Genomic DNA, 25,801 nt, shown 5'->3' with positions numbered 1-25,801 from the left:
TTTAACACCATATTCTCTTCTTGGGTTGGTACCACAACCAGGAGGAAAGATAGATGAAAAAAATGGACGTAGAGTTTTCATTAGAAGCAGTGCCGTTGCACAAACGCAATGGATTTTTTAAAACGCTTGTGGTCATGCTTGGATTGACCTTCTTTTCAGCAAGTATGATGTCTGGGGGAGAATTGGGACAAGGACTAACATTTGTACAATTTATTGGCATTGTGCTTGTGGGTAATTTAATTCTTGGTGGGTACACGGGGGCATTGGCGTATATAGCTGCAAAGACTGGATTATCTACACACTTACTTGCTCGATATGCATTTGGAGAAAAAGGATCGTTTCTTCCCTCATTTCTGCTTGCTTTTACGCAAATTGGCTGGTTTGGAGTTGGCACCGCGATGTTTGCAGTGCCGGTCCAAAAAGTAACCGGTATAGATATCTATCTGCTGATTGCCATAGCAGGTATGGCTATGACATTTACTGCTTTTTTTGGCATGAAGGCTCTCGCTATCATTAGTTTTATTGCAGTACCATTAATTACGATATTAGGAAGTACATCTGTTTTTAAAGCAGCTGACAGTATAGGTGGTATGCAAGGATTATTGAATTTTCAGCCAGAAGAAGCAATTAGTCTAGCAGCTGCTTTAACCATTTGTATTGGTTCATTTATTAGTGCAGGGACACTAACTCCAGATTTTACTCGATTTGCTCGTAAAAAACGATCAGCAGTTGTGACAACAGTCATTGCCTTTTTTATCGGAAATACACTGATGTTTGTTTTTGGAGCGATTGGTTCCATTGCAACAGGGTATGCAGATATTTCGGAAGTGATGTTTATGCAACAGCTCATTTTACCTGCAATTGTCGTATTGGGTTTAAATATTTGGACGACCAACGACAATGCGCTGTATGCTTCTGGACTTGGATTATCAAATATTACGAAGCTACCAAAGCAAAAACTTGTCATCTTTAACGGAATCATTGGAACATTAGCTGCGATGTGGCTATATAACAACTTTGTTGGATTTTTAACGTTATTAGGTTCTGCGCTACCACCAATAGGAGCAATCATTCTTGCAGATTTCTTTATCCTTCACCGGGGAAATTACCAGGCCTTTAGAAGCATGACGTTTCAAGCGATTAACTGGGTTGCGATAGTTGCGTGGGGAGCAGGGATTGCCGCAGCTATATTTATACCAGGTATTGCTCCACTTAATGCGCTAATTGGTTCAGCAGTCGTTCATGTAGTGGGGATGAGACTAGTCCAACTAAAGGAAAAACAGGTGATGACATCTAATGTAGAGAAGGTGAGTAATTAAAATGATTATTAAAAATGCTTCCTTACGAGGAAAAGCTGGAAAATGGGATATTACTATTAAGGATAAAATAATTACGTCTGTTACGCCTGCTAATACAAAAAGGAATGGGACAGATGCGATTGATGTAAAAGGTTCACTTGTGTTACCTCCATTTATTGAGCCTCATATTCATCTCGATACGACGCTTACTGCAGGAGAACCAGCATGGAATCAAAGTGGAACATTATTCGAGGGGATACAACGTTGGTCAGAACGGAAAGCTTCCTTAACGAAAAAGGATGTAAAAACCCGTGCTAAGAAAGCATTGACATGGCAAATTGCTCAAGGAATTCAACATGTACGTACACATGTTGATGTTACTGATCCGAAATTAATAGCTTTACAAGCATTATTAGAAGTTAAAGAAGAAATGGCACCTTATGTAGATTTACAGTTGGTAGCTTTTCCTCAAGAGGGAATCCTGTCCTATCCAAATGGTAAAGAATTAGTAGAAGAAGCATTAAAGTTAGGTGCGGACGTGGTTGGTGGAATCCCCCACTTTGAATTTACCCGTGAGTATGGTGTGGATTCGATGAAGATCGCTTTCAACCTAGCAGAAAGGTATGATCGTCTTGTTGATATTCACTGTGATGAGATTGATGACGAGCAATCACGTTTTGTAGAAGTAGTGGCTACAGAGGCATATGAACGCGGATTAGGTTCCAGGGTAACGGCCAGTCATACAACGGCTATGGGCTCCTATAATGATGCATATGCGTATAAGCTGTTTCGTTTATTAAGACTTTCAAATATCAATTTCATTTCCAATCCACTCGTTAATATCCATTTACAGGGACGATTTGATTCCTATCCGAAGCGACGTGGTTTAACGCGTGTGAAAGAATTACTAGAAGCAGAAATGAATGTCTGCTTCGGACATGATGATATCTTTGATCCGTGGTATCCACTTGGTACAGGAAATATGTTGCAGGTGCTCCATATGGGCATTCATGCTTCTCAATTAATGGGTTATGAACAAATTATTAATGCTATCGATCTCATTACAACAAACAGTGCAAAAACAATGAATATCGAAGAACATTATGGAATTGAAGCTGGAAAACCAGCAAACATAATCGTCTTGGATGCTGAAGATGAATACGAAGCTATTCGTAAACAAGCTTCCGTACTCTATTCAGTTCGTAATGGAATGATAATTGCTGAAACAAAACCAAGCGAATCACATGTTCATTTATTAGAAACAGCAAAGGTGGACTTTCAGAAATAGACTTAAAAGAGACTGATACAAAAGAATAAAGAAACAATTAAAAACGGACGATAATTAGTTGAATGAAGTGCCCCCTGTCAAGTAGACAGTGGAAATAATAAAAACTGACTTAAGCGGTTTTAGCTCTAAATTCGATAGGGCTAAGGCCGTTTAGTTGTTTTTGATATCTATCATAATTATAGAAATGTATATAGTCCTCTATGGATGCAGATAATTCTTCAAAGGACTCATATTTATTTAAATAATACTTCTCGCTTTTCAGTGTTCCCCAAAAAGATTCCATCGGCCCATTATCAATACATCGTCCGACTCGTGACATACTTTGCTTCATGTTTGCGGCATCTATCTTTTGCTTAAACATTTTAGATGTATACTGATACCCCCGATCGCTATGAATAAGCGGGCGATCTTGCAGATTTATTATATATAACTGGTAGTAAGCCTCTCACTTCAACCCAATAAAGTGAAATCAATGTTGGTAAATGGGAGACTGCCAATATTGGTTCAAAGGCATTTAAGTCACACCCTTGTGGTAGGGAGAAACCAAAACCCTCATTGATTAAAGTTTCACTTTATGGAAAAATTATAATCAAAAGTTAGTAAGACTGCATTCTTCCTTTGGTAATTTATTAAACTTGACAGGTTTTCGGAAAAAATGTATCCTTTAACGCTGTATGTTAATTTAAAAATGCTTATTAAATCTCACATACAACTGACTAAATAAGTGAAAAGCAAAAAGGTCAGTATATGGTTATGTGAGATTTTTTTGTATAGAATTGAGAGGAGCAGATTGTTGAAGAATAGAAAGAAGCAAGATCAAACCATAGATAAGCCAGTTCTTTTTCTAAGTGGAGGGGCGCTACTTGCCTTTGTAATTCTTGCATTAATAAACCAGGAAATGGTCACCTATGTAGTTAATACGATGTTTAATTGGTCGGTAACCTATTTCGGCTCGATATATCAAGTTCTAATGGTAGGAACTCTAGTCATTGCATTAATACTTGGGTATTCAAAGTTTGGGAAAATTCGTTTAGGAAAATTAGAAAAGCCTGAGATTGGAACGTTCAAGTGGATTTCGATTATTATGTGTACGCTGCTAGCGGCAGGTGGTGTTTTTTGGGCAGCGGCAGAACCGTTGAGCCATTTTTTAACCATCCCACCACATTTCTCAGGAATTGAGGCTGGGACTACAGAAGCAGTAGTACCTGCACTTGCAGCAAGTTTTGTCGATTGGGGTTTTGTCTCATGGGCAATTTTAGGAACATTAGGTACGATTGTATTCATGTATTCCCATTATCATCGAAATGCACCATTAAAGCCAAGATCGATGCTTTATCCGATCTTTGGCGATAAGATTATGAAAAAAAGTGCACTTGGTACGTTTGTTGATGCCTTTTCGATTGTGTCAGTGGCAGCTGGTACGATTGGTCCAATTGGATTCCTTGGATTACAAGCAGGTTATGGATTAAGTGCATTGTTCGGTGTACCAAATAATTTATTTGTACAATGTCTTATTGTTATCGTTATTGTTCTAGCAGCTGGGATTTCTGCTGCGACAGGAATTCATAAAGGAATCCAAATTTTAAGCAGCTATAATATTATTCTCGCAGTTTGTTTAATGGTTGCTGTGATTATTCTAGGTCCAGCATTATTTATTTTTGATTCCTATTTGCAATCATTTGGATTATATGTCCAAGACTTCCTAACCTTAAACACCTTCCGTGGAGATGGAGCTTGGCTTGGCTTATGGACCGTTTTTTTCTTTGCTTGGTTCATTGGCTATGGTCCAATGATGGCGATGTTTGTTAGTCGTATTTCTCGTGGTCGCACAATTCGAGAGCTTGTAACTGCTGTTGCGGTAATTGCACCTGTGGTAACGACGTTCTGGTTTACAGTTGTTGGTGGCACAGGGATTTTTGCTGAAATGAATAACCCTGGTGCCGTATCTGAAGCTTTAAATAGTGCTGGACCTCCAGCAGCTATGATTGCTATCGCAGAACAATTGCCACTTGGTACGATTATCGGTTTCTTCTTTTTAGTAGCAACTATTGTGTTTGTATTAACGACAACCGATTCGATGTCATTAACCATCTCGATGGCGATTACAGGTAATGGAGATCCATCGAAATTCCTGCGTGTGTTCTGGGCAATTCTTATGGGACTTGTCGCAACTGTACTCATCACTATTGGCGAGGATAGTGTTGGATCGCTACAATCCTTTATTGTGGTGACGGCTGTTCCTGTATCGTTACTCATGTTAACCACATTTTGGACCGCGCCACGCGCAACTCGTGAACTTGCAAAAGAACAAAAGATTGATGAAGTTAAACGCTATACCAAATAAAAGAGATGTTAAGGGGCTGGCTCATTAGGTCAGCTCTTTTGTTAGTAGAGAATGGCAAAAAAATAGAAAATTGTTCATTTTTGGTAGACGAATAGTCCAAAATCATGTATTTTATAGACAAATGCATATTGAATAATTAAATTACGCTTCACTAGGGGTGCCTTTACGTAATGGCTGAGATCTATGTGTGACATGGAGACCCTTTGAACCTGAACTGGAGTAAGAACCAGCGGAGGAAAGTGACAGGAGTAGTGTGTATCAGCGACATATACCTTTTTTAGGATATCGTTATAGATTCATGCCACTTTTCCTTTGCTGGAAAAGTGGCATTTTTTTGTAGAAAAGGAGAGGAAGTGATGAAACTAATTGCGGTGACTACCGGTGAACAGGAGGAGAAATACCTTATCCAGACAATAGCGAGTATTATTCCCTATCTTGATGCTGTCATTCTACGAGAAAAACAAATGACCGAGCAGGACTATTCTTTGTTCATTCAACGTGTGCTTGCACAAGGAGTTCCGGAAGAAAAACTAATTATTCATGGCCATACAACACTACCTGGTGAAACGAATGTGAAGACACTTCACCTTTCAGAAAAGCGAATACAAGAGGTACACGATCTCCGAAAACAATCCCCCGGTTTACAAGTAGGGGTATCGACGCACTCCAACGAAGTAGCTAAGAGAGCGGAGCAGCTAGGTGCTAAGTATATTTTGTATGGTCATGTCTTTTCGACAGCGAGCAAGAAAGGGGTGAAACCAAAAGGAGTAGAGAAATTAGCAGCAGTTGCAAAAGAGGTGAGCATTCCCGTTTATGCAATCGGTGGAATCACAAGCGCAAAGGTAACGGATATTTATCAAGCGAAGGCAAGTGGGATTGCTGTAATGTCAGGTGTTTTTAGTCAAAATAATCCACTGCAGGCAGTGCAATCGTTTCGAAAGGAGGTGAATCGATATGAAGAGACACGTTGATGTAGTGGTTATAGGTGGAGGCGTTATTGGGCAATCCATTGCTTACTATTTAAGTAAAAGTAGGGTTGTAACGACGGTAATTGAACAAGGTAGAAGTGGAAGAAAAGCTACACAAGCTGCTGCGGGCATGCTTGGTGTACACACAGAAAATGATCAGGAAGGTACGTATTATCAATTTTGCCAAGCAAGTAGAAATATGTATGCATCTCTAAGCAAAGAACTATTTTCGTTATCAGGGATTGATATTCAGCTTTCCACCAACGGTATACTCGAGATAGCTACGAATGAAGAACAGAAGCAAAGACTGCGAGCAAAACAAAATGCATTTGAAGGCTTAGAATGGTTGGATGCGGAAGGGATTAGGAAACGAACATCAGCTTTATCCCAGGCAGTAGGGGGATTATATATGCGGCGAGATGGACATGTAGAACCATTGAAAGTGTGTGAAGCTTTTAAACAGGCATCTTTATCAATGGGAGGTCAGTTGATCGAGAATTGTCAAGTTGGAGAAATAGTCCATGACCATGATGTTTTTCATATTCAAATCGATAACGATGTTATCTCAGCTGATCATGTTGTTGTAGCGGCAGGTGTAAAAAGTGGGAGGTGGTTTGAAGCGACAGGATTAATGAATCCAATGGTCCCAACAAAAGGAGAATGCTTTGCCATAAAGCCAAGCATTCAATCTATTCAGCAGACGTTATTCTTTCACAATCTGTATTTGGTACCAAAACGAGACGGACGCTATATTATTGGTGCAACTAGCTATCATGATGATAGCAATAGTTATACGTCAACAGGTGGCATTTTTGAATTAATGAATCACTTATTGAAGTTGTTCCCATCGTTTAAGCAGGAAGAACTGCATAGCTGTTGGACTGGTGTTCGTCCGGGCACCAAAGATGGTAAGCCAATTATTGGAGAACATCCTGAGATTCCCCATTTGTATTTTGCAACCGGACATTATCGAAATGGTATTCTTCTTGCTCCTGCTACAGGGAAACTAGTTAGTGATATGGTCTTAAAGCGTTATGTACCATCATCGATCCAGCGTCTTTTTACACCAAATCGTTTCAGGAAAGAGGGGATCACATATGCAGATACACGTGAACGGACGTCAGGTGGAGGTAGCTAAGGATTCAACTATTGGCGAGTTACTAAAAAGCTTTAACATTCAAGCGAAACTCGCGGTAGTCGAACAGAATCAACAAATTATTAATAAAACAGTGTATGACGAAACAATATTAACTAATGGGGATACTATTGAAATTGTTCATTTTGTAGGAGGAGGATAAGTCATGTTAACAATTGGCGGAAAATCATTTCATTCCCGACTGATGCTAGGTACTGGAAAGTACCCGACATTTCAAAGTCAAAAGAAGGCGGTGATAGCATCCAAAACAGAAATATTAACCTTTGCCGTCAGGAGAATGAACATATTTGATGAAAACGAGCCGAATCTGTTAGAAGAATTAGATTTGCAGCAATATGATTTACTACCAAATACTGCTGGCGCTAAGACAGCAAATGAGGCGGTAAGAATTGCCCGTTTAGCTAAGGCTACAGGTTTATGTGACATGATTAAAGTGGAAGTTATCGGTTGTGAGAAAACCTTGCTGCCTGATCCTTTTGAAACGATGAAAGCTTCAGTACAACTGCTAGAGGAGGGCTTCACTGTATTAACCTATACCTCTGATGATGTTGTATTAGCAAAACGATTGGAAGAAGCAGGTGTACATGCAATTATGCCAGGGGCTTCACCAATTGGATCGGGTCAAGGCATTATTAATACAATGAATTTGCAATTTATTATCGAACAATCCGACATCCCCGTAATTGTCGATGCAGGGATTGGTTCTCCGAGTGATGCCGCTTATGCCATGGAGCTTGGAGCAGATGGGGTTTTATTAAATACAGCTGTATCTGGCGCAAAAGATCCAATTCAAATGGCGGAAGCGATGAGGTTGGCTGTACAATCTGGACGATTAGGATATAAAGCAGGCCGTATTCCCAAACGAATGTACGGAATGAAGAGTAGTCCAGAGACGGCGATGATTGAATGATAACAGGACGGTATGCTCGCCAGGAACGCTTTGCCCCAATTGGACAGACTGGCCAGCGCCAATTAGTGACCAAACATGTTGTCGTAATTGGCGCTGGAGCATTAGGAAGTGCAAATGCGGAAATGCTTGTTCGAGCAGGAATAGGTAAGCTGACGCTGGTTGATCGCGATTATATCGAACTTAGTAATCTTCAGCGTCAGCAGCTTTATACAGAAGATGATGCGAGACAGAATCGAACGAAGGCAAAAGCAGCTCAACGAAGATTAAAAGCGATTAATCCGGAAGTGGAGATTACGGGAATTGTAGAAGAGTTTTCTGAGGAGAATGGAGAGAAAATAGTACAAGATGCCGATTTTGTTATTGATGGAACAGATAATTTTCAAACGCGTTTTGTAATGAATGATGTGTTAGCAAAACATCGTAAACCTTGGGCATATGGTGGCTGCTTACAGAGTACTGCCATCGCACTTACCATTATTCCTGGAAAAACTCCTTGTTTACAATGTTTAATTGATCACCTTCCTCAGGAAGGGAAAACCTGTGATACGGTTGGAATTATTTCTCCTGCGGTACAGGTGACAGCTGCCTATCAGACAACGGAGTGCTTAAAATACTTAACAGATAATGGTACATCTCCGGAGTTAGTACAAGTCGATATATGGGGACGGTCATATAGTGCGATTAATGTAAGTAGGTTAGTAGATCCCATTTGTTCATCTTGTTCTCAATCAGCAATTTATCCTTATTTAACCAAGGAAAAAGGGTTGAAAACGGCTATGCTTTGTGGAAGAGATACGGTACAAGTAAGACCAGGAGAAAAAGGGAGCTTATCAGTTTCTAATTTAGTGAAAGAGATCGGTAACCTTACGGATAAAATTAGAGATAATGGTGAAGTCCTCATTTTTGAAATTGACGATGTTCGTTTTGTCGTGTTTCAAGATGGCAGAACCTTAATACATGGCGTTAGCGATGTGAATACTGCCAAGCAATTATATCAGCGCTATATTGGCGCGTAGTTTTTAAGGTGGTACACTGGATGAAGTTTTTTCTCTATAAAGTAGAATATGACGGCGGAAGCCAGTGGAGGGAATAAAAGGAAATATTATAAGACAGGTGATCAAGCAAACGTTGGTCATAGTATTATCCGATTATAGCTAGTATTAGGAAGAGGATCGTGAAGCGTTATGGAATGGGGCTACTACTGTTCCATCTGCTATCCACAGATCTTCTGTCATGAAATAAGGATACATGGTTTAATATTGCTATGTAGATAGTTGAAGGGTGAGGTTACTAATCTAATACACTTATAAAGTAAGTGAAAGCAGAAGACCAAGGGATGGGGCTTCTGCTTTGTTAATTTTAAAAGTGGACCTATACAACTTATCTTAAAATGGGTTTGTTGCCCATTGTAAAGATTGTTTAATGAAAATACGAGGATGTAGTTTTAGTTGAGCGACCATATATTCCGCTAGATCTTCAGGCTGCATATACTTATCCTCATTTTTTTCTGCTAATTGGTCTCCGAAGGCAAGTTCTGTAGCAACAAGACTTGGATTCATCGTGAACACGCGAATATTGTTTTTACGAACTTCCTGCATTAGTGCTTCTGTCATACCTTGAATAGCAAATTTAGATCCACTATAGGAGGTAGAACCTGCTGTGCCTTTTAGTCCATTACTAGAAGAAATAGTAATAATGTCTCCTTGATTCTTTTCAACCATTTGTGGCAAGACAGCACGTGTAACGTGGTATGTTCCAAAAACATTAACCTCGAAAGTATGCTTCCATGTTACTGGGTCCATCTCTAGAAAAGCACCGTATGCTCCAATACCAGCATTATTTATAAGTATATCTGCTGAGCCAATTTCTTTTTGTAAGTAATCAATCGCTTGCTCAACTTCTTCTAGATTAGCTATATCAGCAGTAGCAAAGCTTGCTTTAACACCATGGGCTGCTGCTTCCTTTGCAACTTCTTCTAGCTTGCTTTTTGTGCGGGCGATTAGGCCAACATGGACTCCCTCTTTTGCTAATACGAGAGCAGTAGTTCGTCCAATACCACTACTAGCACCTGTAATGTAGGCAACTTTACCTTTGATAACTTGTCCCATATGAATCATCCTTTCTATAGCGATCTACGGTAAGTATAAGTTTTATAAGGAATAGATTCAAAGATAACTTATTACATCATTATCGGTGAGAAATGGATCCAATTTAAATGCTCCCTACAAAGAGGGAATTAACAGGAAAAAGATTAATAAAAGCATGATTATAAAAAAACGTTGGTGAGAGGGAAAATGCTGTACTTCGCTTTCCCTCTCACTCGATTGCCTCCCATACGTTTTATCCTTTTTCACTACGAAACGCTAATTACTTTAATGATTAAGAAGGATGGGTAGTCTTTTCACACCGCGTACAATCATGCCTGTTCTCCATACTAAATCTTGTTTGGTAATATTCAAGGCAGCGTGCGGATAACGTTTAAAGAAGCTAGAAATCGCAATTTCACCTTCTAAACGAGCAAGCGGAGCACCTAAGCATGCGTGAATTCCCTTACCAAATGCTAAATGCTTACTTTTTTCTCGCGTAATATCTAGAATTTCTGGATCTTTGAATTGCTCTGGATCGTGATTGGCAGAATTAAGGGAAATGATGACTAGATCCCCTTTTTTCATAGATTGTCCTTTAAATAGGATATCTTCTCCAGCCCAACGCGATGTACTGTATTCAACCGGACCATTAAATCGCAGTGTTTCTTCCAATGCATTGGTGATTAATGTTGGCTGCTTTTTTAATAATTCTAGCTGCTCAGGGTGTTCTAATAAATTCATAATGCTATTCCCAATAAAATTAACGGTTGTCTCGTGTCCTGCAATTATTAATAATGATACAACACCGTATAACTCTTTTTCAGTAAGTTGGTTCCCTTCTGCCTCCGTAATGACCAACTTACTAATTAAATCTTCACCAGGATTTACACGTACGATAGCAAACCGTTCCTTTAAATAGTGGATGAAATTATCCATGTGCTGTTCCATATCCTCTTGTACCATGGCACCATTTGTTCCTTCAATTAAGACATTTGACCAAATGCGAAATTTATCACGATCTTCTGTTGGGATTCCTAACATTTCACAAATAACGATGATTGGTAGTGGGAAAGCAAGTGAATCGATTACGTCAACAGACTGGTGATTAGCCATTTCGTCAAGGAGATGGTCTGTTATTTCTTGAATACGACCTCTCATTCCTACAATCATTTGTGGAGTAAATGCCTTAGAAACAAGACCACGTAAGCGTCTGTGATCAGGCATATCTGCAAACAACATATTTTCATCTAAAACGGTATAATAATTTAATTCATCTTCATGTATCAGTTTTCTAAAATCTTTAATAAATCGTTGGTCCTTTAATGCTGCTAACGCATCTTCATATCTCGTAATAAACCATGCATACTGACCATCTGGAAGTCGTATTTGGGTAATTGGCTCTTCCTTTCTTAATTGATTATAAGTTGGATAAGGATTAGCAATGAATGGCTTTGTAAATAACGTATCGCTCACAGATTTCATTTGAACCGCTCCTTTTGCAGAAAAATAGGTTATCGAGTTTCTTTTATTTGATCAAACATAATTTCTACATATTGGAATTAAGAAGATCTTTTTACCATATCAATATAAAGCTGTTGATATGCTTTATGTTCTGCTTCCATACCTAACTCAGAATAGAGAATGGATAACCATTCTACTGGTTTAGGGTCATCAGGATATAGTTCCATATCCCAACTCATGCATTCAATAGCTAATTCTTGCTGTTTAAAATAATGATAGAGTTCACCCAGACGTCGCTGTTGATTAGGGTCTTCAGCAAGTTCATTTATTTCATGAACCAGATTAATAATCCGCTTTGCAAATGGTTTCGTCATAAATGGCTCTAGCCATTTTAAAATATCGGGAAGGGGTAGTTCAGAGAGTAATCGGCAGATAGCTTGATGTAACATCCTATCTGCCTGCTTCCTATCTATCGTATGTAATGTGAGAATGAGCTGCTGGAGTTCTTTAGAATTCAGTGAGACGGGATTGACGGTAATTTGTTCGATTGTATTTACTAACGATTTGGATTGGGTAGGTTCCAAGGAGAGGCTGTGCTCGCTTTGCAAAACCATTAATTTTTGTACGTTTTTTGTTGATAAATATACATTCAATAAGTCTTTGAGGAATGTATCTAAGGTAAGTCCGCGTGTATATAAATCTTCCAAAACCTCTATTAAAGAGATAGCAGGGTAGTGTTGGTCTAACGTGGCTTTTAATTCCTGATAATCGGCATTACGTTGTGTATAGACAGCTTGGCTTATATGGATAGCGGCTAAATCCATCCATCGTTCCTGCTGCTTATATATGTGTGCAAGCTTTTGAAAATCTTCGTATTTATGGTCATAACAAATTTCTTCTACATAAATGGGGTCTTTCATAAGCATTTTCTCATCTTTATGTTTGTATAGTTCCTCGTACTTTGCAAATGTTAAATCACTGGAAAACGTATCAACTAATCGGTGATTAGGAGCAAAGCCTCTAAGGATCCTAAAAATACGGTAACAAGATAGTAATTTTCCATCTCGTCGCTCTTTATAAAAGCATTTTTCAATAAAATTTGCTAGCTTTTCTTTTTTTATAAAGGATTCGAAGTAGGTAGTGATTAATGCAGTTTCCTGAAGTGTGTATTCATTTAATAGTTTTTGAAAAAGGGAACTATATTTTCGTTTCTTAAATTGGGAATAAGGTGAGATTTGTAATTCGATAAATGGATGTGGAGAAGAAAGTACGAGTCCGTATTGGAAAGCTTTCCTTAGGTGAGATGTTTTTCGGGTGGTCCTTGAGCTGTCATACGTTAAATACTTATCGTTATGGAAAAATAAATAATATCGTTGCTGCTGGAGGTCAGTGGCTTCTATAACCTTACTTTGTTTATAAATGGCCATTCGATTAACATCAAGTTTTAACGTATGCTGATTCAAATTCTTTAAAAATATAGTTTGATTTCGCATGCTTATCCTCCTCTAAAAGAAACTTATGTATATATATTAAGTATGTCTAAGATAAATGACTTGATCAAGAAAAACAATTTTAAATGGTGTCCTTTCATTATAGATGAAATAGTTTTAATTTGCATGCTTTGATTTTTTAACATAATTTGGGCTGCCTAATATATTGGTATATAGATGTTTTTATCCCGCATATAACTGGCAGTAAGCCCCCCACCTCAAGGAATAAAGTGAAAGCAATATAGATAAGAAGGGGTTCAACTGCCAGTAAATGTCCGATTTGTTCGGGCCTACATGGAAGTAGGTCACAAAGGCGTTGCCACAGGACGTGGCGATTTAAGCCTTTGTACGTATTTGTTTCAGTAAAAGCCGGATGGAAGTTTCACTTTAAGAAAGAAAATCTTTTTAAATGATACGATGCATTTAATTTGGAAATTGTAAGGGGTGTAACAAATGCCTGCCATTTCAGGTGACGATTATATAAAGCGGATTGATCAGTTGAACACAGAAATTTGGTATAACGGGGGGAAAATAAATGGGAGGATTTCTCAGCATCCAGCTTTTAAAGGCGCGATTCAAAGTCAAGCCATGCTCTATGATTTGCAGCTGAGGGATGATTATATTGAAGAAATGACCTATCATTCACCTCATACAGGTGATCGTATTGGAACTTCTTATATACAGCCTAGGACGATACAGGAATTAAAGAAACGTAGTCGTATGATACAAATATGGGCAAAAATACATGGTGGAATGATGGGTAGGAGTCCAGATTATATGAACACCGTATTAATGGCCTTCGCTTCTTCTGCAAGGTTATTGGAACGAAAAGCAAATTGCTTTCCGAAGCGGCTTGTTCAATTTTATGAAAGGGCTAGGGAAGAAGATATGTCGTTTACACATACCTTTATTAACCCACAATTCAATCGGTCAAAGCATTATATAGAAGATAGCGAAGAACCAATTGCTGCCAAAATTGTAGATGAAACAGAAGCAGGTTTAATTATAAAAGGTGCCCGGCTTTTGGCAACACAGGGCGGAATGACAGATGAGCTGCTTGTTTTTTCAGCTGGAAGAATATTTGAAGAAAATAATGCATACTTTTTATCTGTTCCTAGTGATGCTAATGGGCTAAAATTCATTTGTCGCGAATCATTCTGTAAGGGAGATTCCTCTTTTAATTATCCATTAAGTTCTCGATTTGAAGAAATGGATACGATGATTGTATTTGATAATGTTTTCATACCATGGGAGCGGGTCTTTTTTTATAAAAACATCGAGGTAGGTAATCGTTTTCAACGAGAAAGTGCGTTTTTGCCTTTTAGTCTGCATCAAGTGATTAATAGGCAGGTTGTAAAGCTAGAATTCGTTTTGGGTATTGCTGAGGAGATTATCGAGTCAATCCATACTGGTACGTACGAGAATGTACAAGAGAAGATGGCAGAAATCATTGTCGGTTTAGAGACAATAAAAGCATTGTTAATTAAATCAGAGGTGAATGCGACACTGGATGAGTTTGGACTGATGCGACCGGAATTAGCTTCGTTACAGGCAGCAAGTAGCGCATTTCCCAAAATTTACCCACGGGCAGTGGAAATCATTCAATTACTTGCTGCTAGCGGATTAATGACTATACCTACAGAGGAAGATTTTAATTCGTCTATACGGATGGATTTGGATCAATATTTGCAGAGTGCAACAAAAGATGCAGTGGAAAGGGTGAAGTTATTTCGATTAGCATGGGATTTGACAATGAGCCCATTTGGTTCCAGACAAACACAATATGAGCGATTTTTCTTTGGTGTTCCTAATGTATTAGCAAGTGAATTATACCATGGTTATAATAAGAAAAAATATCAGGAGTTTATTAAAGCATTTATAGATCAAACATTCACATCGGAAAATGAAAGCAAAAGTAGTAGATAGCATAACTAAATATTAGTTGCTGAGACTTCACTCTGTATCGCACATTGTGGGGGGCAGACCCGAGAGACTATTTCTCCGACATTATTTTACTTAACGATTTAGGCGAGATTATCACCCTGCAAAATAGAAGCTAAGGCTTATCTAGGATTGCGCGCATTACTGAAATAAGTGAAGTCTATGAACTGGGTACCTATCGATCGATGCTACCTTTTGTTGACCGAAACCAACATCAGATTAAGGGGCAGTTTGTGAAGTATGAAAGGTGATTAAAAGAAGTGTCGATATAATAAATGCTTAGTAGGCATTATTTTTTTGCGGAGTAAGGGTAAAACCCACTTATTTGTTCAACTAGTAATCAGTGGGGGATAAACAATAATTGATAAACAAAAACCCCCACTGATTGAAGCTTTACTTTATCTAAAAGTTTCTCTTTTCATATGTATACATTTAGTCTATAATTTACAGGATATTTGCATAATTATGTCGAATATTAATGCGTAAATTTTAGATTAAGGTGGTGAATGGTATGGATCAACTAATAGATAAGATACCTTTTGTTAATCACGATTCAAGAATAAAGAAAATTAAGAAGGGTTTTTCAGCTGATAAAAAATTTGTAGTTGATAATCGCTATCTTATCCGAGTTTTTTCAAGTGAACAGGAAGCGAGTAGGGAAAAGGAATTTAAGACAATCATGCGCTTACAAACTTATTCCAAGTATGTCCCTGAAGCAGTTGAATTTGGCTCTATAACGGATACGGATTATTCATATATGATACTTACTTATATTACCGGTAAGGATGGAGAAGCTGTCTTACAATGTTTAACAGAAGATGAACAGTACGAAGCGGGAATTCAAGCTGGTATGGAATTAAAGAAGCTGCACGCCTTTCCAGCCCCAGAAAATATACCATCATGGTACGAAATTAAAAGACGAAAAAGTAATAAATATCTGTCAGAATTGGAGGCTATCGATGTTGATGTAAACATGAAAAGGATGCTTCGGTCGTATATTAAGGAAAATGAGCAATTATTATACAATAGGCCAAATACATTTCAGCATGATGACTTTCATCCTGCTAATCTATTGATCAACGAAGGCAGATTTGCAGGAATAATTGATTTTCAGAGAATAGACTGGGGTGATCCTATTCATGATCTCCAAAAACTCGGCTTTTTTTCTAATCGAGTAAGCAATGCGTTTACAAGGGGAATTGTTGATGGTTATAACGAAAATGATGTTTCTATAAAGTTTTGGGAACTATATGCATTATATAGTGCCATGCATGAAAGGATCACTGTTCACAAAGGCTTTGAAGGAGACATAAGAAAAACCTCCCCCAAAACCTCCCCCAATTACTGTATTGCACTTAAATCCACACTACTAGTAAATCCTCTTACTGATTCATCTTCCATCTTATCGAAAGAGTGACCGTAAATATTATAAATCATTTGAGGTGTGTTACCTAAGCGTTCAGCTATCTCAATTACAGGAACACGATTCCCAATTAAAATAGTTGCGTGTGTATGTCGTAAACCATGCGGTGTGATTTCTTTAATGTCTAATTTATTAAATAGATTTCTAAATGCTCTATTTAATATATATTCTTGAGATGGTCTTCCATCTTTGTTTATAAAAACTAAGTCATTATCATTCAAGTGTGATCCAAATGATAATTTAATTTGTTTGCACCATTTTTGATATAATTTTAACTGGTTAACTAATAATTCATCTATTTTTATTTTTCGGTAGCTTTTTTCGCTTTTTGGTGAACGAACTCCATGTTTATCTCTAGTTTTATTTACGGTTATAGTTTTTGTTTCAAAACAAATATCACTCCATTGTAAACCAAACGCTTCTCCCTTGCGGAAACCAGTAAAAGTAAGTAATAATGTCAATGTGTAACTAGTAATTGATAGATACTTCTTGGCTGCTGGAAGGAATACATTTAACTCCTCTGGGGTTAAGAAGTTCTTTTCTTCTTTTCTCTTCTTTATAATTTTTATTTTCGTAAATCGATTTCTGTCTAAAATTTCATCATCTACAGCGGCGTTGATAGAGGCTTTAAATATTCTATGCAACAATTGAACAGTGCTTGGCTCCATGCTGGTTAAAAGTTTGTTTATGAAAATTCGTTTATAAGTTGTTTTATCTAGCTCAGCCAGTTTGTAATTACCTATTAAAGGCTTGAATCTTGTTTTAATTACACGCTTACGGTGATCTCTAGTCGATTCTTTCCATTCATTTTTATGTGTTTCATACCAAATGTCCAACCATTCAGAAACGGTCAAATTAGATTTTTCTACTTGTTTTACATCCCCGTTTAAAATAGCCGTCTTTACTTCAAGTAACTCTCTATAAGCTGCATTTTCTGATTTAAAACCCTGTTTATATTTCTCTTTTCTTTTCCCTAAAACGTCATAATATCTGTGTCTATAACACCATAGTTGTTCTTTTTTTGCATTAAAGTAGTAATACAATTCCTTATCCTTTTTGCTGTTATACAATTTCATTGTTATCTTTCCCTTCTTTTGCGCGGACAGGCGTTCAAAATAGGGAGGAAGATATCAGTTGCATATTTATATTGAAATCACCTCCTTAAATAGATCGTTTGTTCGGTTTTAATCGTAAAAAAATTTATTAAGAAATTGCTCAGGTATTCGGTACTTTTCAACAGCTTCACGAATACTGATAGAATTTACAGCTTCATTAGAGAATAATAATTCTATTGCGAATGTATTTGCTTCAACTTCAAATTGATCAGTAGAAAAAAATGTATTGGACTTTAAAAAAGAAGTATCTGCGTCAGGGTGGAAAATAGCATGTCCTAACTCATGAGCACATACATATGTTTGCTGGCTTAATGGTAATACCTCATTGATGTGAATAATAGAAGTCCGAAACTGGCGACAATGATAACCTAATAAATTTCCTAAAGGAACATGACGTACCACAACCCCGATTGATTTTGCGATTTCAAACGGATTATTCGTTTCATATCGCTCAACTAATTGACTTACCCTTTTTTTTACTTTTCTCATTCAATACACTCCTAGTCTCTATATTTTTTAGGTGTGAATTTTTGTTTTGCTATTCTTTTAGCGATACGGAGTGATTGTTCTAAGGATGCAATTAATAATTCTTTGTCTTCTTCGTCTAAATCATCCATGGTACTACCATCGAATGCAGCGAATCCAGAATTACTATTCATGCTGTTAATCATTTTTTCTAATTCTTTTTGAATATCTTTTTCATCTTTCTCAGTTAGGTCATAGTATCTCTTTTTGTCTGTACGTCCAAGGAGATAGTCTGTTGATACATCAAAGTAGTCAGCGACTTTTTGTAAAGCTTCTGATTTTGGACTTTGTTTTTTCCATTTATAAAAAGCATTTTCGCTAAACTCAAGTTTTCGTGCTACTGTTTTCAAACTTTCTCCACGTTCTTCTGATAATTTTTTTACTCTGTCAAATAGCATAATACCAACCTTCCTAGCTATCTAGAGAGAAATAAATTATACAAATGGATACTTTCGGGTTGACTATGGTATCCGTTTGTATTATTATATTCACATAAGCTACTTAATTAGCTAAAAAGACAATAAAAAATACGACCTATCTAAATACAGTTTTTGCGTTGGGGAACGGATAAAATGTATTGTTGCAGGCTATTTATAGTCTTATTTAGCTATGGGTTAATAGTATACTATTGGATACTGCATGTCAACATTTTTAGCTAATTTTATAGCTTATTTTAAAAACACTCACACCTAAGTTTCAAAATCTAAACGAGCGGAGTAACGCCAAGACCTATCAATTGGGATAGTGAGCGACGCCAATAGGTCACGCCATGACTTTAGGTCTTGAAACTTGGGTGTGAGTGATAAAGGAGGGATGAGAGTGAGTGATAAAAAAAATCCCACCGATAAAACGGAGGGAACTTTAAGTTCAGTAGTGTTGAAGTGTGAACACATTAAATACTATCTCACCGATTATAAGTTAACAATATCACTTGATAAAAGCAGTGCAATGCTTTTCGTAGATCGGGATTTAGCTAGAGATTATGCAACTAAAGTTGAGAATTATTATTCGGAATTAATGAATCTCGAAGTATTAGGCTTTACAGAAGAATACGTAAATTTTCTAGAGTTTAATAGCCTGTCTTAAATGTTTCATCTAGCCTTCGATGAACATAAGAAACCATGGTTAGTACATCTAAAGCATCTTTTTCTTCAATAGCCCATTTTACTTTTAATTCATGAGCATGAGGGTTTCTTACCATTTTAATTAAACCGATTAATAATGATCTGAACCCCATTAATTCATTTTGCTCACTAGAAGTTTGGTATTTATTAAAACTAAGTATTGGCTTTTTTTCATTAAAAGCTTTCATAACTAATGGAATACCATCTTCATGAAGGTTAGTTAATTCTCTAATACGGTCAAGGAGACTTTTTACAGCTTCAAATACAGCATGAAAATAATTTTCTTGTAAGTACTCTTTTTCACAAAACATCAAAAGATTACTGTGGATGGTTCTTAGAGTTAATTTTCGTTTCAATTCATTAGCTCGGGATTGAGCTTCATCAAGAGTTTCAGCTTTATTAACTACAATAACTTTACCAGAGTTATTTAATTTTAATCCATTTAGGAGGAGAACTTTATTAAGTTTTAACCTCATATTGCTAAAAGATTCAATATCATCAATGAACCTTGAAGGCTCCATAGCATTATGAATAAATTGAACAACATTATTTGCACTGTTTTGTTTGTTCTGGATGTTTTTAAGGTGGTAATCCAGTCTTCTCCATTTTGTATGAGTTGAAGGATCATCAATTCCAATTTGCGAAAGTAGTCTGGTTAAATCACTTCCAGAAACTCCTTCATTAGTATCGGCTATGATTTTGGAGATAGCTTCAATCTGATTATCAGTAAATTTAGGAATAGCCAAGTAAATACACCTCTCATCACTATTAATAGGAACATTATACCAAAGAAAGGAATGATAACATGTCAGATTTAACAATTATTAACCACAATGATCAACGGGTTTTGACTACTAGCCAGTTATCTTATAGCTATGGAACTAGTAGTAAGATGATTAGTAATAATTTTAACCGTAATAAAGAGAGATATAAAGAAGGTAAACATTTTATTTGCTTAACAGGTGATGATTTAAGAGAGTTCAGAGCAAATCATCAATTTGAGGAATTGCCTTCTAACCTTAATAGACTCTACCTTTGGACAGAAAAAGGCGCATGGTTACATGCTAAATCATTAAATACAGACGAAGCTTGGGATGCTTACGAAATGTTGGTGGATGAATATTACAACGTGAAAGAACAACAACCACCACAATCATTAGAAATTGCTCTTCAAGCAGCACTAGAACATGAACGAGAAATTAAGACGATAAAGTCAGACGTGAATTATCTGAAAGACAGTATGCGTGTCGATTCGCTCCAACAACAAGAAATACAACAAGCTGCTAAATATTCAGTAGTGCAAGCATTAGGCGGTGGGGATTCTGCTGCTTATCACGAAATGAGTAAACGTGTATTTTCAGCATTCTGGCGAGAGTTTAAGCAGTATTTTAAAGTACCTCGTTATGGCGACATTCCAAAGGCGAAGTTTGAAGAAGCTATTCGTTTTGTTGAATTGTGGCGACCTAATACATCGTTACAAATTGAAATAGATCATTGCAATAGTCAAATGTCATTGACGTGAAAGGAGAAATAGTTATGTCAAACGATTTAGCAGCAAAAGTTAAATCAGAAATGTATAAGCAAAATATTACTCAAAAGTGGTTAGCAAAAGAGTTAGGGGTTTCGAGTCCATACGTTAGTGACATCATTAACGGAAGAAGAACTGGTCCAAAAGCTCAACAGCATGTTAAACACATTAGAAAGATTTTAGGGATTTAACAGAAAGGAGGTTTCCTAATTGCCAATAGCAGAAGTCAATATTGATGTAGATCAATCGGAAATAAGGGAGTACATCAAAGGAAAGTTAGATGAAACATTAAAGAAATCATTATTTGTTTGGGATATCGAAGAGATGTCGAAACGAACGTGCATGAGTAAATCTTTTTTAGAAAATGAATTCTTGCATGATCCACGAATGAAACTCCTGGAGAGAAGAAAGGAAAAAGGGAAACGTTTTTGGTTTTATGAACAAAGTTTAGAAGTGATGAAAGAAATTATGAATGAATGGTAATCCAAATTAAGCGCGGACAGGCGTTGAAATTATCTTTTTAGTTGAAGGAAGTGAACCAAAATGACCGATCCTAATCAATTACATTTACAACTGTTGCAAAAAAGATTTGATGACATTTTAAGTAACTATCCAGAAATCCGTAAACAACGTGCTGAGTTATTACAGAAAGACATGGAAATGCTCTTTTCTTTACCAGATCCAAATGCATATTCAGGAATAGCAGAATTGTATAAAAAGGTTAGCGAAGTAGCTAATTGAGGGAGGAATAGAAAATGAAATGCACACATGAAAATTTTGAAACGATAAAAGTTGGTGGAACTGATGAAGCTTACACAATATGCCAGGATTGCGGAAAAGAACTTTAGGAGGTTAAAACATGCGAGCAATAATAAATTTTGAAGGTAAGCAATGTCCAGTGAAAAGCATTTTCTGGGGTAAAAATGGAAGCATTAGTCATTTAAGCTTCTATGATAAAGATGGCAATTACCAGACAATTTTCAACGTTGATTACGACTTTGAAAACATGATCACATGGGAGGTTTGTTAAATGTCTTTAAAAGACCACTATCTCGAAGAAGATATGGACAAGGTTTTAGACCACATTGAAAACATAGCAGAAGCTGGTCTTAATGGATTAAAGTCAGCTAAAACTGCCAATGAAGATTTAGCAAAGAATGCATTGTTTCAGATTAATCATTCCATGAAAGCCATACTTGATTACAACAAAAAGAAGTTAGGCAAAGAAAATCGTTTTAATAAAGTAAACGAACAAGTTAGGAAAGATTGGTTTTGATAGAAAAAGTCAAAGAGTCTAAATGGACTTATAGAATATTGTTTGCTGTTGTAGCTCTTTGGAATTATTACTTAATCATTACTTATTGAAGGAGGTGGGAGCATGGTAGATCAATTAACTTTCAAACGAATCGGTTATGTGAAAGTTCGAGTTGGAAACAAAATTCTTGATCGTTCTGATTCTATAAAAGTAATTCGAGCATTTAAATATCAATTATTCAAAATAGGTCAAGAGATCACAATTAATCCAAATGATAAATGGCACCACTATCTTTATAAAAACATAGTTAAGTTATGATTGTGGTCTTTTAAGGAGGTGAGGATGTGAAACTAGGAAGTTTTGCAGGTGCACTGGTTATAGCCTTGATTATAGCAATAATTATTTGAGAGAGGGTGAGTTAAGTGGGATTAATGACTGGATTACTGTATTCAAAAAACGTTGATAACATCTTAAATCTTAAACATTCAAAAAGATATGATGCTCAACATAAAAACCTTAGTGATAGATCTTATCTTGGTTATACAGTGATCAAATTAGATGAAGATGTAACGTTCTATATTGGTTGGAGAGAAGATGGCATGAAAGAATATAAAGCATTTAAAGGTGATTATCTTGTACAAACGATAATGCAACCGCCGGAAATCATAAAGACTTGGTATGAATTAAGAAGCAAATATAAAGTATTTCGGAAGGAGTCTTAATGTATGCAAATCAAATTTAAATCTCTTAAACTACAAAACTTTAAAAGCCACCAGGACCTTGAAGTTAAGTTTGCCGACCTGACTAAGATCACTGGTGACAATGCGAAAGGGAAGTCAACAATCCCTCAAGCTATTACATGGTTATTATACGGTACGGATGCATTAGGAAGCAAATTGGATCCAACGCCCATAACTTATGAAGCGGATCAAACAATGGTTTCCTTACTTTTAAATGTAGATGGTAAAGATTTGCTTCTAGGTAGAGAGTTAGTAAAAGGAAAAGCAAAATATTACATCAATGAAGTACCAAGCAAGGCAACTGAATTTAATGAGGTACTAACAGAAATGTTTGATAAGGATTTATTCCTGTCACTCTTCAATCCAAATTACTTTTTTACATTAAATTGGACAAAGCAACGGAAAATGATTCTACAGTATGTATCTGCTCCTGCAAATAAACAAGTGTTTAAGGAGTTACCTGAAGCACAGGGAAATAAGTTATCTGAACTTGTAAAGAAACATTCTATGAAAGATCTGCAGGAAATCCATCGCGAAAACAAAAATAAGCTGAACAAGCAATATATAGCAGCACAGAGTCGTACCAAAACATTAAAAGAACAGCTAGAAAATAATGCTCCAACAGTTCCGTTAGAATCGCTAAATGCAGAAGATAGCATTTTGAAAAAAGAGATCAAAGAACTTGAATCTGTGATAGATTCTGCTGCTGAAAAAAATTCGGAGTTTAATAGCCTGCAATCACAAATTCTAGCATTAAATGATCAAATTGAAATGTCTAAAGAGAGATGGCCGAAGCTACGTGATGAAAAGATAGAGGATACGTGTAGAACATGTAAAAGGCCATTAGATGAAGAATCTATACAAGCTGTTGAAGATGATAAATCAAAGCGTGTAGATGAATACAAAGCTCAGCATAACGAAATTGTCAACAAGCGTAATACCCTAAAGGAGAAATTGAAAGGTCTGGAATATGTCGATGTGAGTGAACAAAGGACAAAGGTTAGGGAGCTTGAAGCAAAACGTTCACCTCTTCAACAAGAGATGTCAAAACATAAGCAACTAGAAGGTTTGCAAGGACAAGTATCTGAGGCTGAAAACAACGAAAAGCATACCCTTTTATCGCTAAATGAGTCTATTTTTATTCTTGATAGTATAAAAGATTTCGAGGCAAAAGAAGCTGAACTACAGGCTGAGAAGGTGAAAGGACTGTTCGAAAACTTATCCATTAAGTTGTTTAAAGAATTGAAAACGTCTGATGAACTTCAGCCTGACTTCGAAATTGAAATGGATGGAAAAGGTTATAAAAAACTGTCCTTATCTGAGGGGATTAGAGCAGGGCTTGAATTAAGAAATGTATTGTCTGAACAAAGTGAAGTAATTGCACCAGTGTTTGTAGATAATGCCGAATCAATCACCAAGTTTAAAGAGCCTAATGGACAACTGATTATTAGCAGAGTTGTTGCTGGGAAAGAGTTGGAGGTCAAAGTAGATGAGCAGGACTAAATTTGGATTAACTTTTAATTCTCGGAAACCTCATGTCAATGTGATTTTTAAATCTCGTAAAGAGAGAGAAGAGCTTTTATTACTGCTAAATAAAGTGCAATTTGATGCAACTATTTCTTTATTTGAAAAAAGGGAGGAAACAAACAATGAGTGAATTTAATGTTCTCAAAAGCAGAACAGCACAAGAGGAATATTGTAAGGAAAACGGTCTACCTCATTTCGCACCAGGAAGTGGATGGTGCTGGAATTGCAATAAAAATATCTATGAACCTAATGAGAAAGAAAGAACTTTGTTTTGGGAAGAAGGAAAGCCGACAGAAAAATACACAACCGGAATTACTGTTGAGAAAGCAGCAAATGAATTAATTACCGGTTGTCCACATTGTAATCGAACTTATTGTGATTAAGGAGGATGAATAATGACTAATCAACTAATCAAAAATGAAACGAAAGTTTTCTATACAGTAAAAATTAAAGAAGGCCTATATGTAAAAAGATCTGAATTTTTTGGGCCTGACACAATTAAAGATTTAAAAGTTACAACTGATCGAGAAGAATCCTATGTGTATGACAATCAAAAAACAGCAATGAAAGTTGCTTTATATGCGGAAGGGAAAATTATTAAACATACAAGAACGCAAGTAATTACAGAAATCACAGAAGAAATTGAAGTTATCAAGGAGGAAATGAACAATGGCAAATAATCAATTAGCAACAGTTAAAGGAATGGAATTTGGAGAGCTTTCAGAACAGGATGTTCTTACGATTAGACAAACGTTAGCAAAGGATTGTAACGACTCTCAGTTTAAATTATTTATGTCAATTGCTAAATCTTCAGGTGCTAATCCAGTAATGAATGAAATATACCCAGCAGTTAGAGCTGGCCAATTAACAGTACAATTCGCAGTTGAATTCTTTGTTAGAAAATCTAAGGAATCAGATGGATACAAAGGGCATGATGTACAGCTGGTACATGAAAATGATGAATTTAAAATGCACCAAGAAAAAGATGACCAGGATAGATATTTTGCTGTGATTGATGAACATTCATGGGGATTTCCTAGAGGAAAAGTAATTGGCGGATATGCCATTGCCTATAGAGAAAATATGAAGCCTTTCACGGTAGTAATGGAAGTAGATGAAGTAGAACATTTTAAAAAGTCTCAGATCGGTATGCAAAAAACTATGTGGACCAATTATTTCAACGACATGTTTAAAAAACACATGTTAAGAAGAGCGCTAAAGGCTGCATATGACCTTAATTTCGATGATGAGGTGGCTGTAGAAGGTAAAGGTGATAATGGTGTACCTGAATATCAACACAGAGAGCGAAAAGACATTACACCTAACCAAGAAACTATTACTGAACCAAAGGAAGAACAGCCTGAAAATAAGATTGCTAGTCTACGCGAACAAATGAAAAGTAAATTTAAGCAACTTGGAATAACAACAAATGCCAAGATCGGTAAGTATTTAGAAGATAACAATGTAAAAATGAGTGATCCAGCTACTGAGTCAGAGTTAATAGGCTTAATAGAATTGTTGGATAGAAACATCGAATTACAGGAGTTACAAGCTGCTGATGACGATGAACTACCTGAATAAGTATCTACCCCATGTTGTTGTATATGAAAGAAGAGCAGAG

At 36.6% G+C, this 25,801-nt stretch carries 31 protein-coding genes, 1 pseudogene and 1 riboswitch; of the genes and pseudogenes, 24 read left to right on the top strand and 8 right to left on the bottom strand.

Features of this window, described 5'->3' with window-relative positions; translation table 11 throughout:
• Positions 1–53 precede the first annotated feature (53 nt).
• Both codB and D9782_RS00845 read left to right on the top strand, forming a co-directional pair.
• A complete protein-coding gene (gene codB / locus D9782_RS00850) occupies positions 54–1,319 on the top strand; it encodes a cytosine permease (RefSeq protein WP_121603828.1) in 1,266 nt (421 codons plus the stop codon).
• A 1-nt stretch (position 1,320) separates the two neighbouring features.
• Positions 1,321–2,586 (top strand): cytosine deaminase, encoded by a 1,266-nt coding sequence (locus tag D9782_RS00845; RefSeq protein WP_121603827.1) that lies wholly within the window; start codon positions 1,321–1,323, stop codon positions 2,584–2,586.
• Between the two features lie 109 nt (positions 2,587–2,695).
• Here D9782_RS00845 and D9782_RS00840 read toward each other — a convergent pair.
• Positions 2,696–2,992 (bottom strand): annotated as a pseudogene (locus tag D9782_RS00840) (transposase); the annotation flags it as partial.
• A gap of 387 nt (positions 2,993–3,379) precedes the next feature.
• Between D9782_RS00840 and D9782_RS00835 the strand changes: the two are divergent.
• The 6 genes from D9782_RS00835 (at position 3,380) to D9782_RS00810 (ending at position 8,980) form a co-directional block, all read left to right on the top strand.
• A complete protein-coding gene (locus tag D9782_RS00835) occupies positions 3,380–4,930 on the top strand; it encodes a BCCT family transporter (RefSeq protein WP_026682441.1) in 1,551 nt (516 codons plus the stop codon).
• Positions 4,931–5,073: 143 nt separating this feature from the next.
• Positions 5,074–5,185, top strand: a riboswitch (TPP riboswitch).
• A 101-nt stretch (positions 5,186–5,286) separates the two neighbouring features.
• Positions 5,287–5,901, top strand: coding sequence for a thiamine phosphate synthase (locus tag D9782_RS00830; RefSeq protein WP_121603825.1), 615 nt, complete (start codon positions 5,287–5,289; stop codon positions 5,899–5,901).
• The gene (gene thiO, locus D9782_RS00825; RefSeq protein WP_121603824.1) at positions 5,885–7,036 is read left to right on the top strand and encodes a glycine oxidase ThiO; all 1,152 of its coding nucleotides are present in this window, start codon (positions 5,885–5,887) and stop codon (positions 7,034–7,036) included. Before D9782_RS00830 ends, thiO begins: the two co-directional genes overlap by 17 nt.
• Positions 6,996–7,196, top strand: coding sequence for a sulfur carrier protein ThiS (gene thiS, locus D9782_RS00820; RefSeq protein ID WP_121603823.1), 201 nt, complete (start codon positions 6,996–6,998; stop codon positions 7,194–7,196). The genes thiO and thiS overlap by 41 nt, the downstream gene beginning before the upstream one ends.
• A 3-nt stretch (positions 7,197–7,199) precedes the next feature.
• Positions 7,200–7,964 (top strand): thiazole synthase, encoded by a 765-nt coding sequence (locus D9782_RS00815; RefSeq protein WP_121603822.1) that lies wholly within the window; start codon positions 7,200–7,202, stop codon positions 7,962–7,964.
• Positions 7,964–8,980 (top strand): ThiF family adenylyltransferase, encoded by a 1,017-nt coding sequence (locus D9782_RS00810; RefSeq protein WP_121605783.1) that lies wholly within the window; start codon positions 7,964–7,966, stop codon positions 8,978–8,980. Before D9782_RS00815 ends, D9782_RS00810 begins: the two co-directional genes overlap by 1 nt.
• 369 nt (positions 8,981–9,349) lie before the next feature.
• Here the strand turns inward: D9782_RS00810 and D9782_RS00805 are convergent, their stop codons facing one another.
• From D9782_RS00805 to D9782_RS00795, 3 genes are all read right to left on the bottom strand, one after another.
• A complete protein-coding gene (locus tag D9782_RS00805; protein WP_026682436.1) occupies positions 9,350–10,072 on the bottom strand; it encodes a 3-ketoacyl-ACP reductase in 723 nt (240 codons plus the stop codon).
• Positions 10,073–10,336: 264 nt separating this feature from the next.
• Entirely contained in the window at positions 10,337–11,533 is a 1,197-nt protein-coding gene (locus D9782_RS00800; protein ID WP_026682435.1) for a cytochrome P450 family protein, read from the bottom strand.
• Between the two features lie 77 nt (positions 11,534–11,610).
• On the bottom strand, positions 11,611–13,005 hold the full coding sequence (locus D9782_RS00795) for a hypothetical protein (protein WP_121603821.1): 1,395 nt from the start codon (positions 13,003–13,005) through the stop codon (positions 11,611–11,613).
• A 450-nt stretch (positions 13,006–13,455) separates the two neighbouring features.
• On the opposite strand from D9782_RS00795, the gene hpaB reads away from it, so the two are divergent.
• Positions 13,456–14,928, top strand: a complete 1,473-nt coding sequence (gene hpaB, locus D9782_RS00790; protein ID WP_121603820.1) for a 4-hydroxyphenylacetate 3-monooxygenase, oxygenase component — start codon at positions 13,456–13,458, stop codon at positions 14,926–14,928.
• Between the two features lie 526 nt (positions 14,929–15,454).
• Positions 15,455–16,360: an aminoglycoside phosphotransferase family protein gene (locus D9782_RS00785; RefSeq protein WP_121603819.1), complete on the top strand. Its 906-nt coding sequence runs from the start codon at positions 15,455–15,457 to the stop codon at positions 16,358–16,360.
• Here D9782_RS00785 and D9782_RS00780 read toward each other — a convergent pair.
• From D9782_RS00780 to D9782_RS00770, 3 genes are all read right to left on the bottom strand, one after another.
• The gene (locus D9782_RS00780) at positions 16,285–17,442 is read right to left on the bottom strand and encodes a site-specific integrase (protein ID WP_121603818.1); all 1,158 of its coding nucleotides are present in this window, start codon (positions 17,440–17,442) and stop codon (positions 16,285–16,287) included. The genes D9782_RS00785 and D9782_RS00780 overlap by 76 nt on opposite strands.
• 108 nt (positions 17,443–17,550) lie before the next feature.
• Positions 17,551–17,970, bottom strand: coding sequence for an ImmA/IrrE family metallo-endopeptidase (locus tag D9782_RS00775; protein ID WP_121603817.1), 420 nt, complete (start codon positions 17,968–17,970; stop codon positions 17,551–17,553).
• Between the two features lie 11 nt (positions 17,971–17,981).
• Positions 17,982–18,407, bottom strand: coding sequence for a helix-turn-helix domain-containing protein (locus D9782_RS00770; protein ID WP_121603816.1), 426 nt, complete (start codon positions 18,405–18,407; stop codon positions 17,982–17,984).
• Positions 18,408–18,825: 418 nt separating this feature from the next.
• Here D9782_RS00770 and D9782_RS00765 point away from each other — a divergent pair, with 418 nt between their 5' ends.
• On the top strand, positions 18,826–19,092 hold the full coding sequence (locus D9782_RS00765; protein WP_121603815.1) for a hypothetical protein: 267 nt from the start codon (positions 18,826–18,828) through the stop codon (positions 19,090–19,092).
• Here the strand turns inward: D9782_RS00765 and D9782_RS00760 are convergent.
• Positions 19,076–19,876: a TIGR02391 family protein gene (locus D9782_RS00760; protein ID WP_121603814.1), complete on the bottom strand. Its 801-nt coding sequence runs from the start codon at positions 19,874–19,876 to the stop codon at positions 19,076–19,078. The two genes, D9782_RS00765 and D9782_RS00760, sit on opposite strands and share 17 nt — an antisense overlap.
• A gap of 59 nt (positions 19,877–19,935) precedes the next feature.
• Between D9782_RS00760 and D9782_RS00755 the strand changes: the two genes are divergently transcribed.
• From D9782_RS00755 to D9782_RS00705, 13 genes are all read left to right on the top strand, one after another.
• Complete coding sequence (locus tag D9782_RS00755) at positions 19,936–20,652, top strand: ORF6C domain-containing protein (protein ID WP_121603813.1); 717 nt, start codon at positions 19,936–19,938, stop codon at positions 20,650–20,652.
• A gap of 14 nt (positions 20,653–20,666) precedes the next feature.
• Positions 20,667–20,849: a helix-turn-helix domain-containing protein gene (locus tag D9782_RS00750; protein ID WP_121603812.1), complete on the top strand. Its 183-nt coding sequence runs from the start codon at positions 20,667–20,669 to the stop codon at positions 20,847–20,849.
• Between the two features lie 19 nt (positions 20,850–20,868).
• Entirely contained in the window at positions 20,869–21,141 is a 273-nt protein-coding gene (locus tag D9782_RS00745) for a hypothetical protein (RefSeq protein WP_121603811.1), read from the top strand.
• A 60-nt stretch (positions 21,142–21,201) separates the two neighbouring features.
• The gene (locus tag D9782_RS00740) at positions 21,202–21,399 is read left to right on the top strand and encodes a hypothetical protein (RefSeq protein WP_121603810.1); all 198 of its coding nucleotides are present in this window, start codon (positions 21,202–21,204) and stop codon (positions 21,397–21,399) included.
• Positions 21,400–21,517: 118 nt separating this feature from the next.
• Positions 21,518–21,688 (top strand): hypothetical protein, encoded by a 171-nt coding sequence (locus D9782_RS22655; protein ID WP_162986304.1) that lies wholly within the window; start codon positions 21,518–21,520, stop codon positions 21,686–21,688.
• Positions 21,689–21,934 carry a hypothetical protein gene (locus D9782_RS00735; RefSeq protein WP_121603809.1) on the top strand — a complete coding sequence of 82 codons (246 nt, stop codon included), beginning with the start codon at positions 21,689–21,691 and terminating at the stop codon, positions 21,932–21,934. It abuts the gene before it with no gap.
• A 102-nt stretch (positions 21,935–22,036) separates the two neighbouring features.
• Positions 22,037–22,231, top strand: coding sequence for a hypothetical protein (locus tag D9782_RS00730; protein WP_121603808.1), 195 nt, complete (start codon positions 22,037–22,039; stop codon positions 22,229–22,231).
• A 113-nt stretch (positions 22,232–22,344) separates the two neighbouring features.
• Positions 22,345–22,635, top strand: a complete 291-nt coding sequence (locus D9782_RS00725; protein WP_162986303.1) for a hypothetical protein — start codon at positions 22,345–22,347, stop codon at positions 22,633–22,635.
• Positions 22,636–22,638: 3 nt separating this feature from the next.
• Positions 22,639–24,156, top strand: a complete 1,518-nt coding sequence (locus D9782_RS00720) for an AAA family ATPase (RefSeq protein WP_121603806.1) — start codon at positions 22,639–22,641, stop codon at positions 24,154–24,156.
• On the top strand, positions 24,143–24,310 hold the full coding sequence (locus tag D9782_RS22650; protein WP_162986302.1) for a hypothetical protein: 168 nt from the start codon (positions 24,143–24,145) through the stop codon (positions 24,308–24,310). The genes D9782_RS00720 and D9782_RS22650 overlap by 14 nt, the downstream gene beginning before the upstream one ends.
• Positions 24,303–24,563, top strand: coding sequence for a hypothetical protein (locus D9782_RS00715; RefSeq protein ID WP_162986301.1), 261 nt, complete (start codon positions 24,303–24,305; stop codon positions 24,561–24,563). Before D9782_RS22650 ends, D9782_RS00715 begins: the two co-directional genes overlap by 8 nt.
• A 12-nt stretch (positions 24,564–24,575) precedes the next feature.
• Complete coding sequence (locus D9782_RS00710; protein ID WP_121603804.1) at positions 24,576–24,860, top strand: hypothetical protein; 285 nt, start codon at positions 24,576–24,578, stop codon at positions 24,858–24,860.
• A complete protein-coding gene (locus D9782_RS00705; protein ID WP_121603803.1) occupies positions 24,850–25,761 on the top strand; it encodes a RecT family recombinase in 912 nt (303 codons plus the stop codon). The genes D9782_RS00710 and D9782_RS00705 overlap by 11 nt, the downstream gene beginning before the upstream one ends.
• The last annotated feature ends 40 nt before the right edge of the window (positions 25,762–25,801 follow it).

The sequence above is a fragment of the Virgibacillus sp. Bac332 genome (genome assembly GCF_003667785.1).
In the GTDB taxonomy this organism is placed as follows: domain Bacteria; phylum Bacillota; class Bacilli; order Bacillales; family Amphibacillaceae; genus Virgibacillus; species Virgibacillus salarius.
This window is presented reverse-complemented; position numbering and strand designations above follow the sequence as displayed.

Excerpts from the sequence above, each read along its gene's own strand:
- codB (WP_121603828.1), top strand. The coding sequence starts at position 54 with ATGAAAAAAATGGACGTAGAGTTTTCATTAGAAGCAGTGCCGTTGCAC.
- D9782_RS00845 (WP_121603827.1), top strand. The coding sequence starts at position 1,321 with ATGATTATTAAAAATGCTTCCTTACGAGGAAAAGCTGGAAAATGGGAT.
- D9782_RS00830 (WP_121603825.1), top strand. The coding sequence starts at position 5,287 with ATGAAACTAATTGCGGTGACTACCGGTGAACAGGAGGAGAAATACCTT.
- thiO (WP_121603824.1), top strand. The coding sequence starts at position 5,885 with ATGAAGAGACACGTTGATGTAGTGGTTATAGGTGGAGGCGTTATTGGG.
- thiS (WP_121603823.1), top strand. The coding sequence starts at position 6,996 with ATGCAGATACACGTGAACGGACGTCAGGTGGAGGTAGCTAAGGATTCA.
- D9782_RS00815 (WP_121603822.1), top strand. The coding sequence starts at position 7,200 with ATGTTAACAATTGGCGGAAAATCATTTCATTCCCGACTGATGCTAGGT.
- D9782_RS00805 (WP_026682436.1), bottom strand. The coding sequence starts at position 10,072 with ATGGGACAAGTTATCAAAGGTAAAGTTGCCTACATTACAGGTGCTAGT.
- D9782_RS00800 (WP_026682435.1), bottom strand. The coding sequence starts at position 11,533 with ATGAAATCTGTGAGCGATACGTTATTTACAAAGCCATTCATTGCTAAT.
- D9782_RS00795 (WP_121603821.1), bottom strand. The coding sequence starts at position 13,005 with ATGCGAAATCAAACTATATTTTTAAAGAATTTGAATCAGCATACGTTA.
- hpaB (WP_121603820.1), top strand. The coding sequence starts at position 13,456 with ATGCCTGCCATTTCAGGTGACGATTATATAAAGCGGATTGATCAGTTG.
- D9782_RS00785 (WP_121603819.1), top strand. The coding sequence starts at position 15,455 with ATGGATCAACTAATAGATAAGATACCTTTTGTTAATCACGATTCAAGA.
- D9782_RS00780 (WP_121603818.1), bottom strand. The coding sequence starts at position 17,442 with ATGAAATTGTATAACAGCAAAAAGGATAAGGAATTGTATTACTACTTT.
- D9782_RS00775 (WP_121603817.1), bottom strand. The coding sequence starts at position 17,970 with ATGAGAAAAGTAAAAAAAAGGGTAAGTCAATTAGTTGAGCGATATGAA.
- D9782_RS00755 (WP_121603813.1), top strand. The coding sequence starts at position 19,936 with ATGTCAGATTTAACAATTATTAACCACAATGATCAACGGGTTTTGACT.
- D9782_RS00750 (WP_121603812.1), top strand. The coding sequence starts at position 20,667 with ATGTCAAACGATTTAGCAGCAAAAGTTAAATCAGAAATGTATAAGCAA.
- D9782_RS00740 (WP_121603810.1), top strand. The coding sequence starts at position 21,202 with ATGACCGATCCTAATCAATTACATTTACAACTGTTGCAAAAAAGATTT.
- D9782_RS22655 (WP_162986304.1), top strand. The coding sequence starts at position 21,518 with ATGCGAGCAATAATAAATTTTGAAGGTAAGCAATGTCCAGTGAAAAGC.
- D9782_RS00735 (WP_121603809.1), top strand. The coding sequence starts at position 21,689 with ATGTCTTTAAAAGACCACTATCTCGAAGAAGATATGGACAAGGTTTTA.
- D9782_RS00730 (WP_121603808.1), top strand. The coding sequence starts at position 22,037 with ATGGTAGATCAATTAACTTTCAAACGAATCGGTTATGTGAAAGTTCGA.
- D9782_RS00725 (WP_162986303.1), top strand. The coding sequence starts at position 22,345 with ATGACTGGATTACTGTATTCAAAAAACGTTGATAACATCTTAAATCTT.
- D9782_RS00720 (WP_121603806.1), top strand. The coding sequence starts at position 22,639 with ATGCAAATCAAATTTAAATCTCTTAAACTACAAAACTTTAAAAGCCAC.
- D9782_RS22650 (WP_162986302.1), top strand. The coding sequence starts at position 24,143 with ATGAGCAGGACTAAATTTGGATTAACTTTTAATTCTCGGAAACCTCAT.
- D9782_RS00715 (WP_162986301.1), top strand. The coding sequence starts at position 24,303 with ATGAGTGAATTTAATGTTCTCAAAAGCAGAACAGCACAAGAGGAATAT.
- D9782_RS00710 (WP_121603804.1), top strand. The coding sequence starts at position 24,576 with ATGACTAATCAACTAATCAAAAATGAAACGAAAGTTTTCTATACAGTA.
- D9782_RS00705 (WP_121603803.1), top strand. The coding sequence starts at position 24,850 with ATGGCAAATAATCAATTAGCAACAGTTAAAGGAATGGAATTTGGAGAG.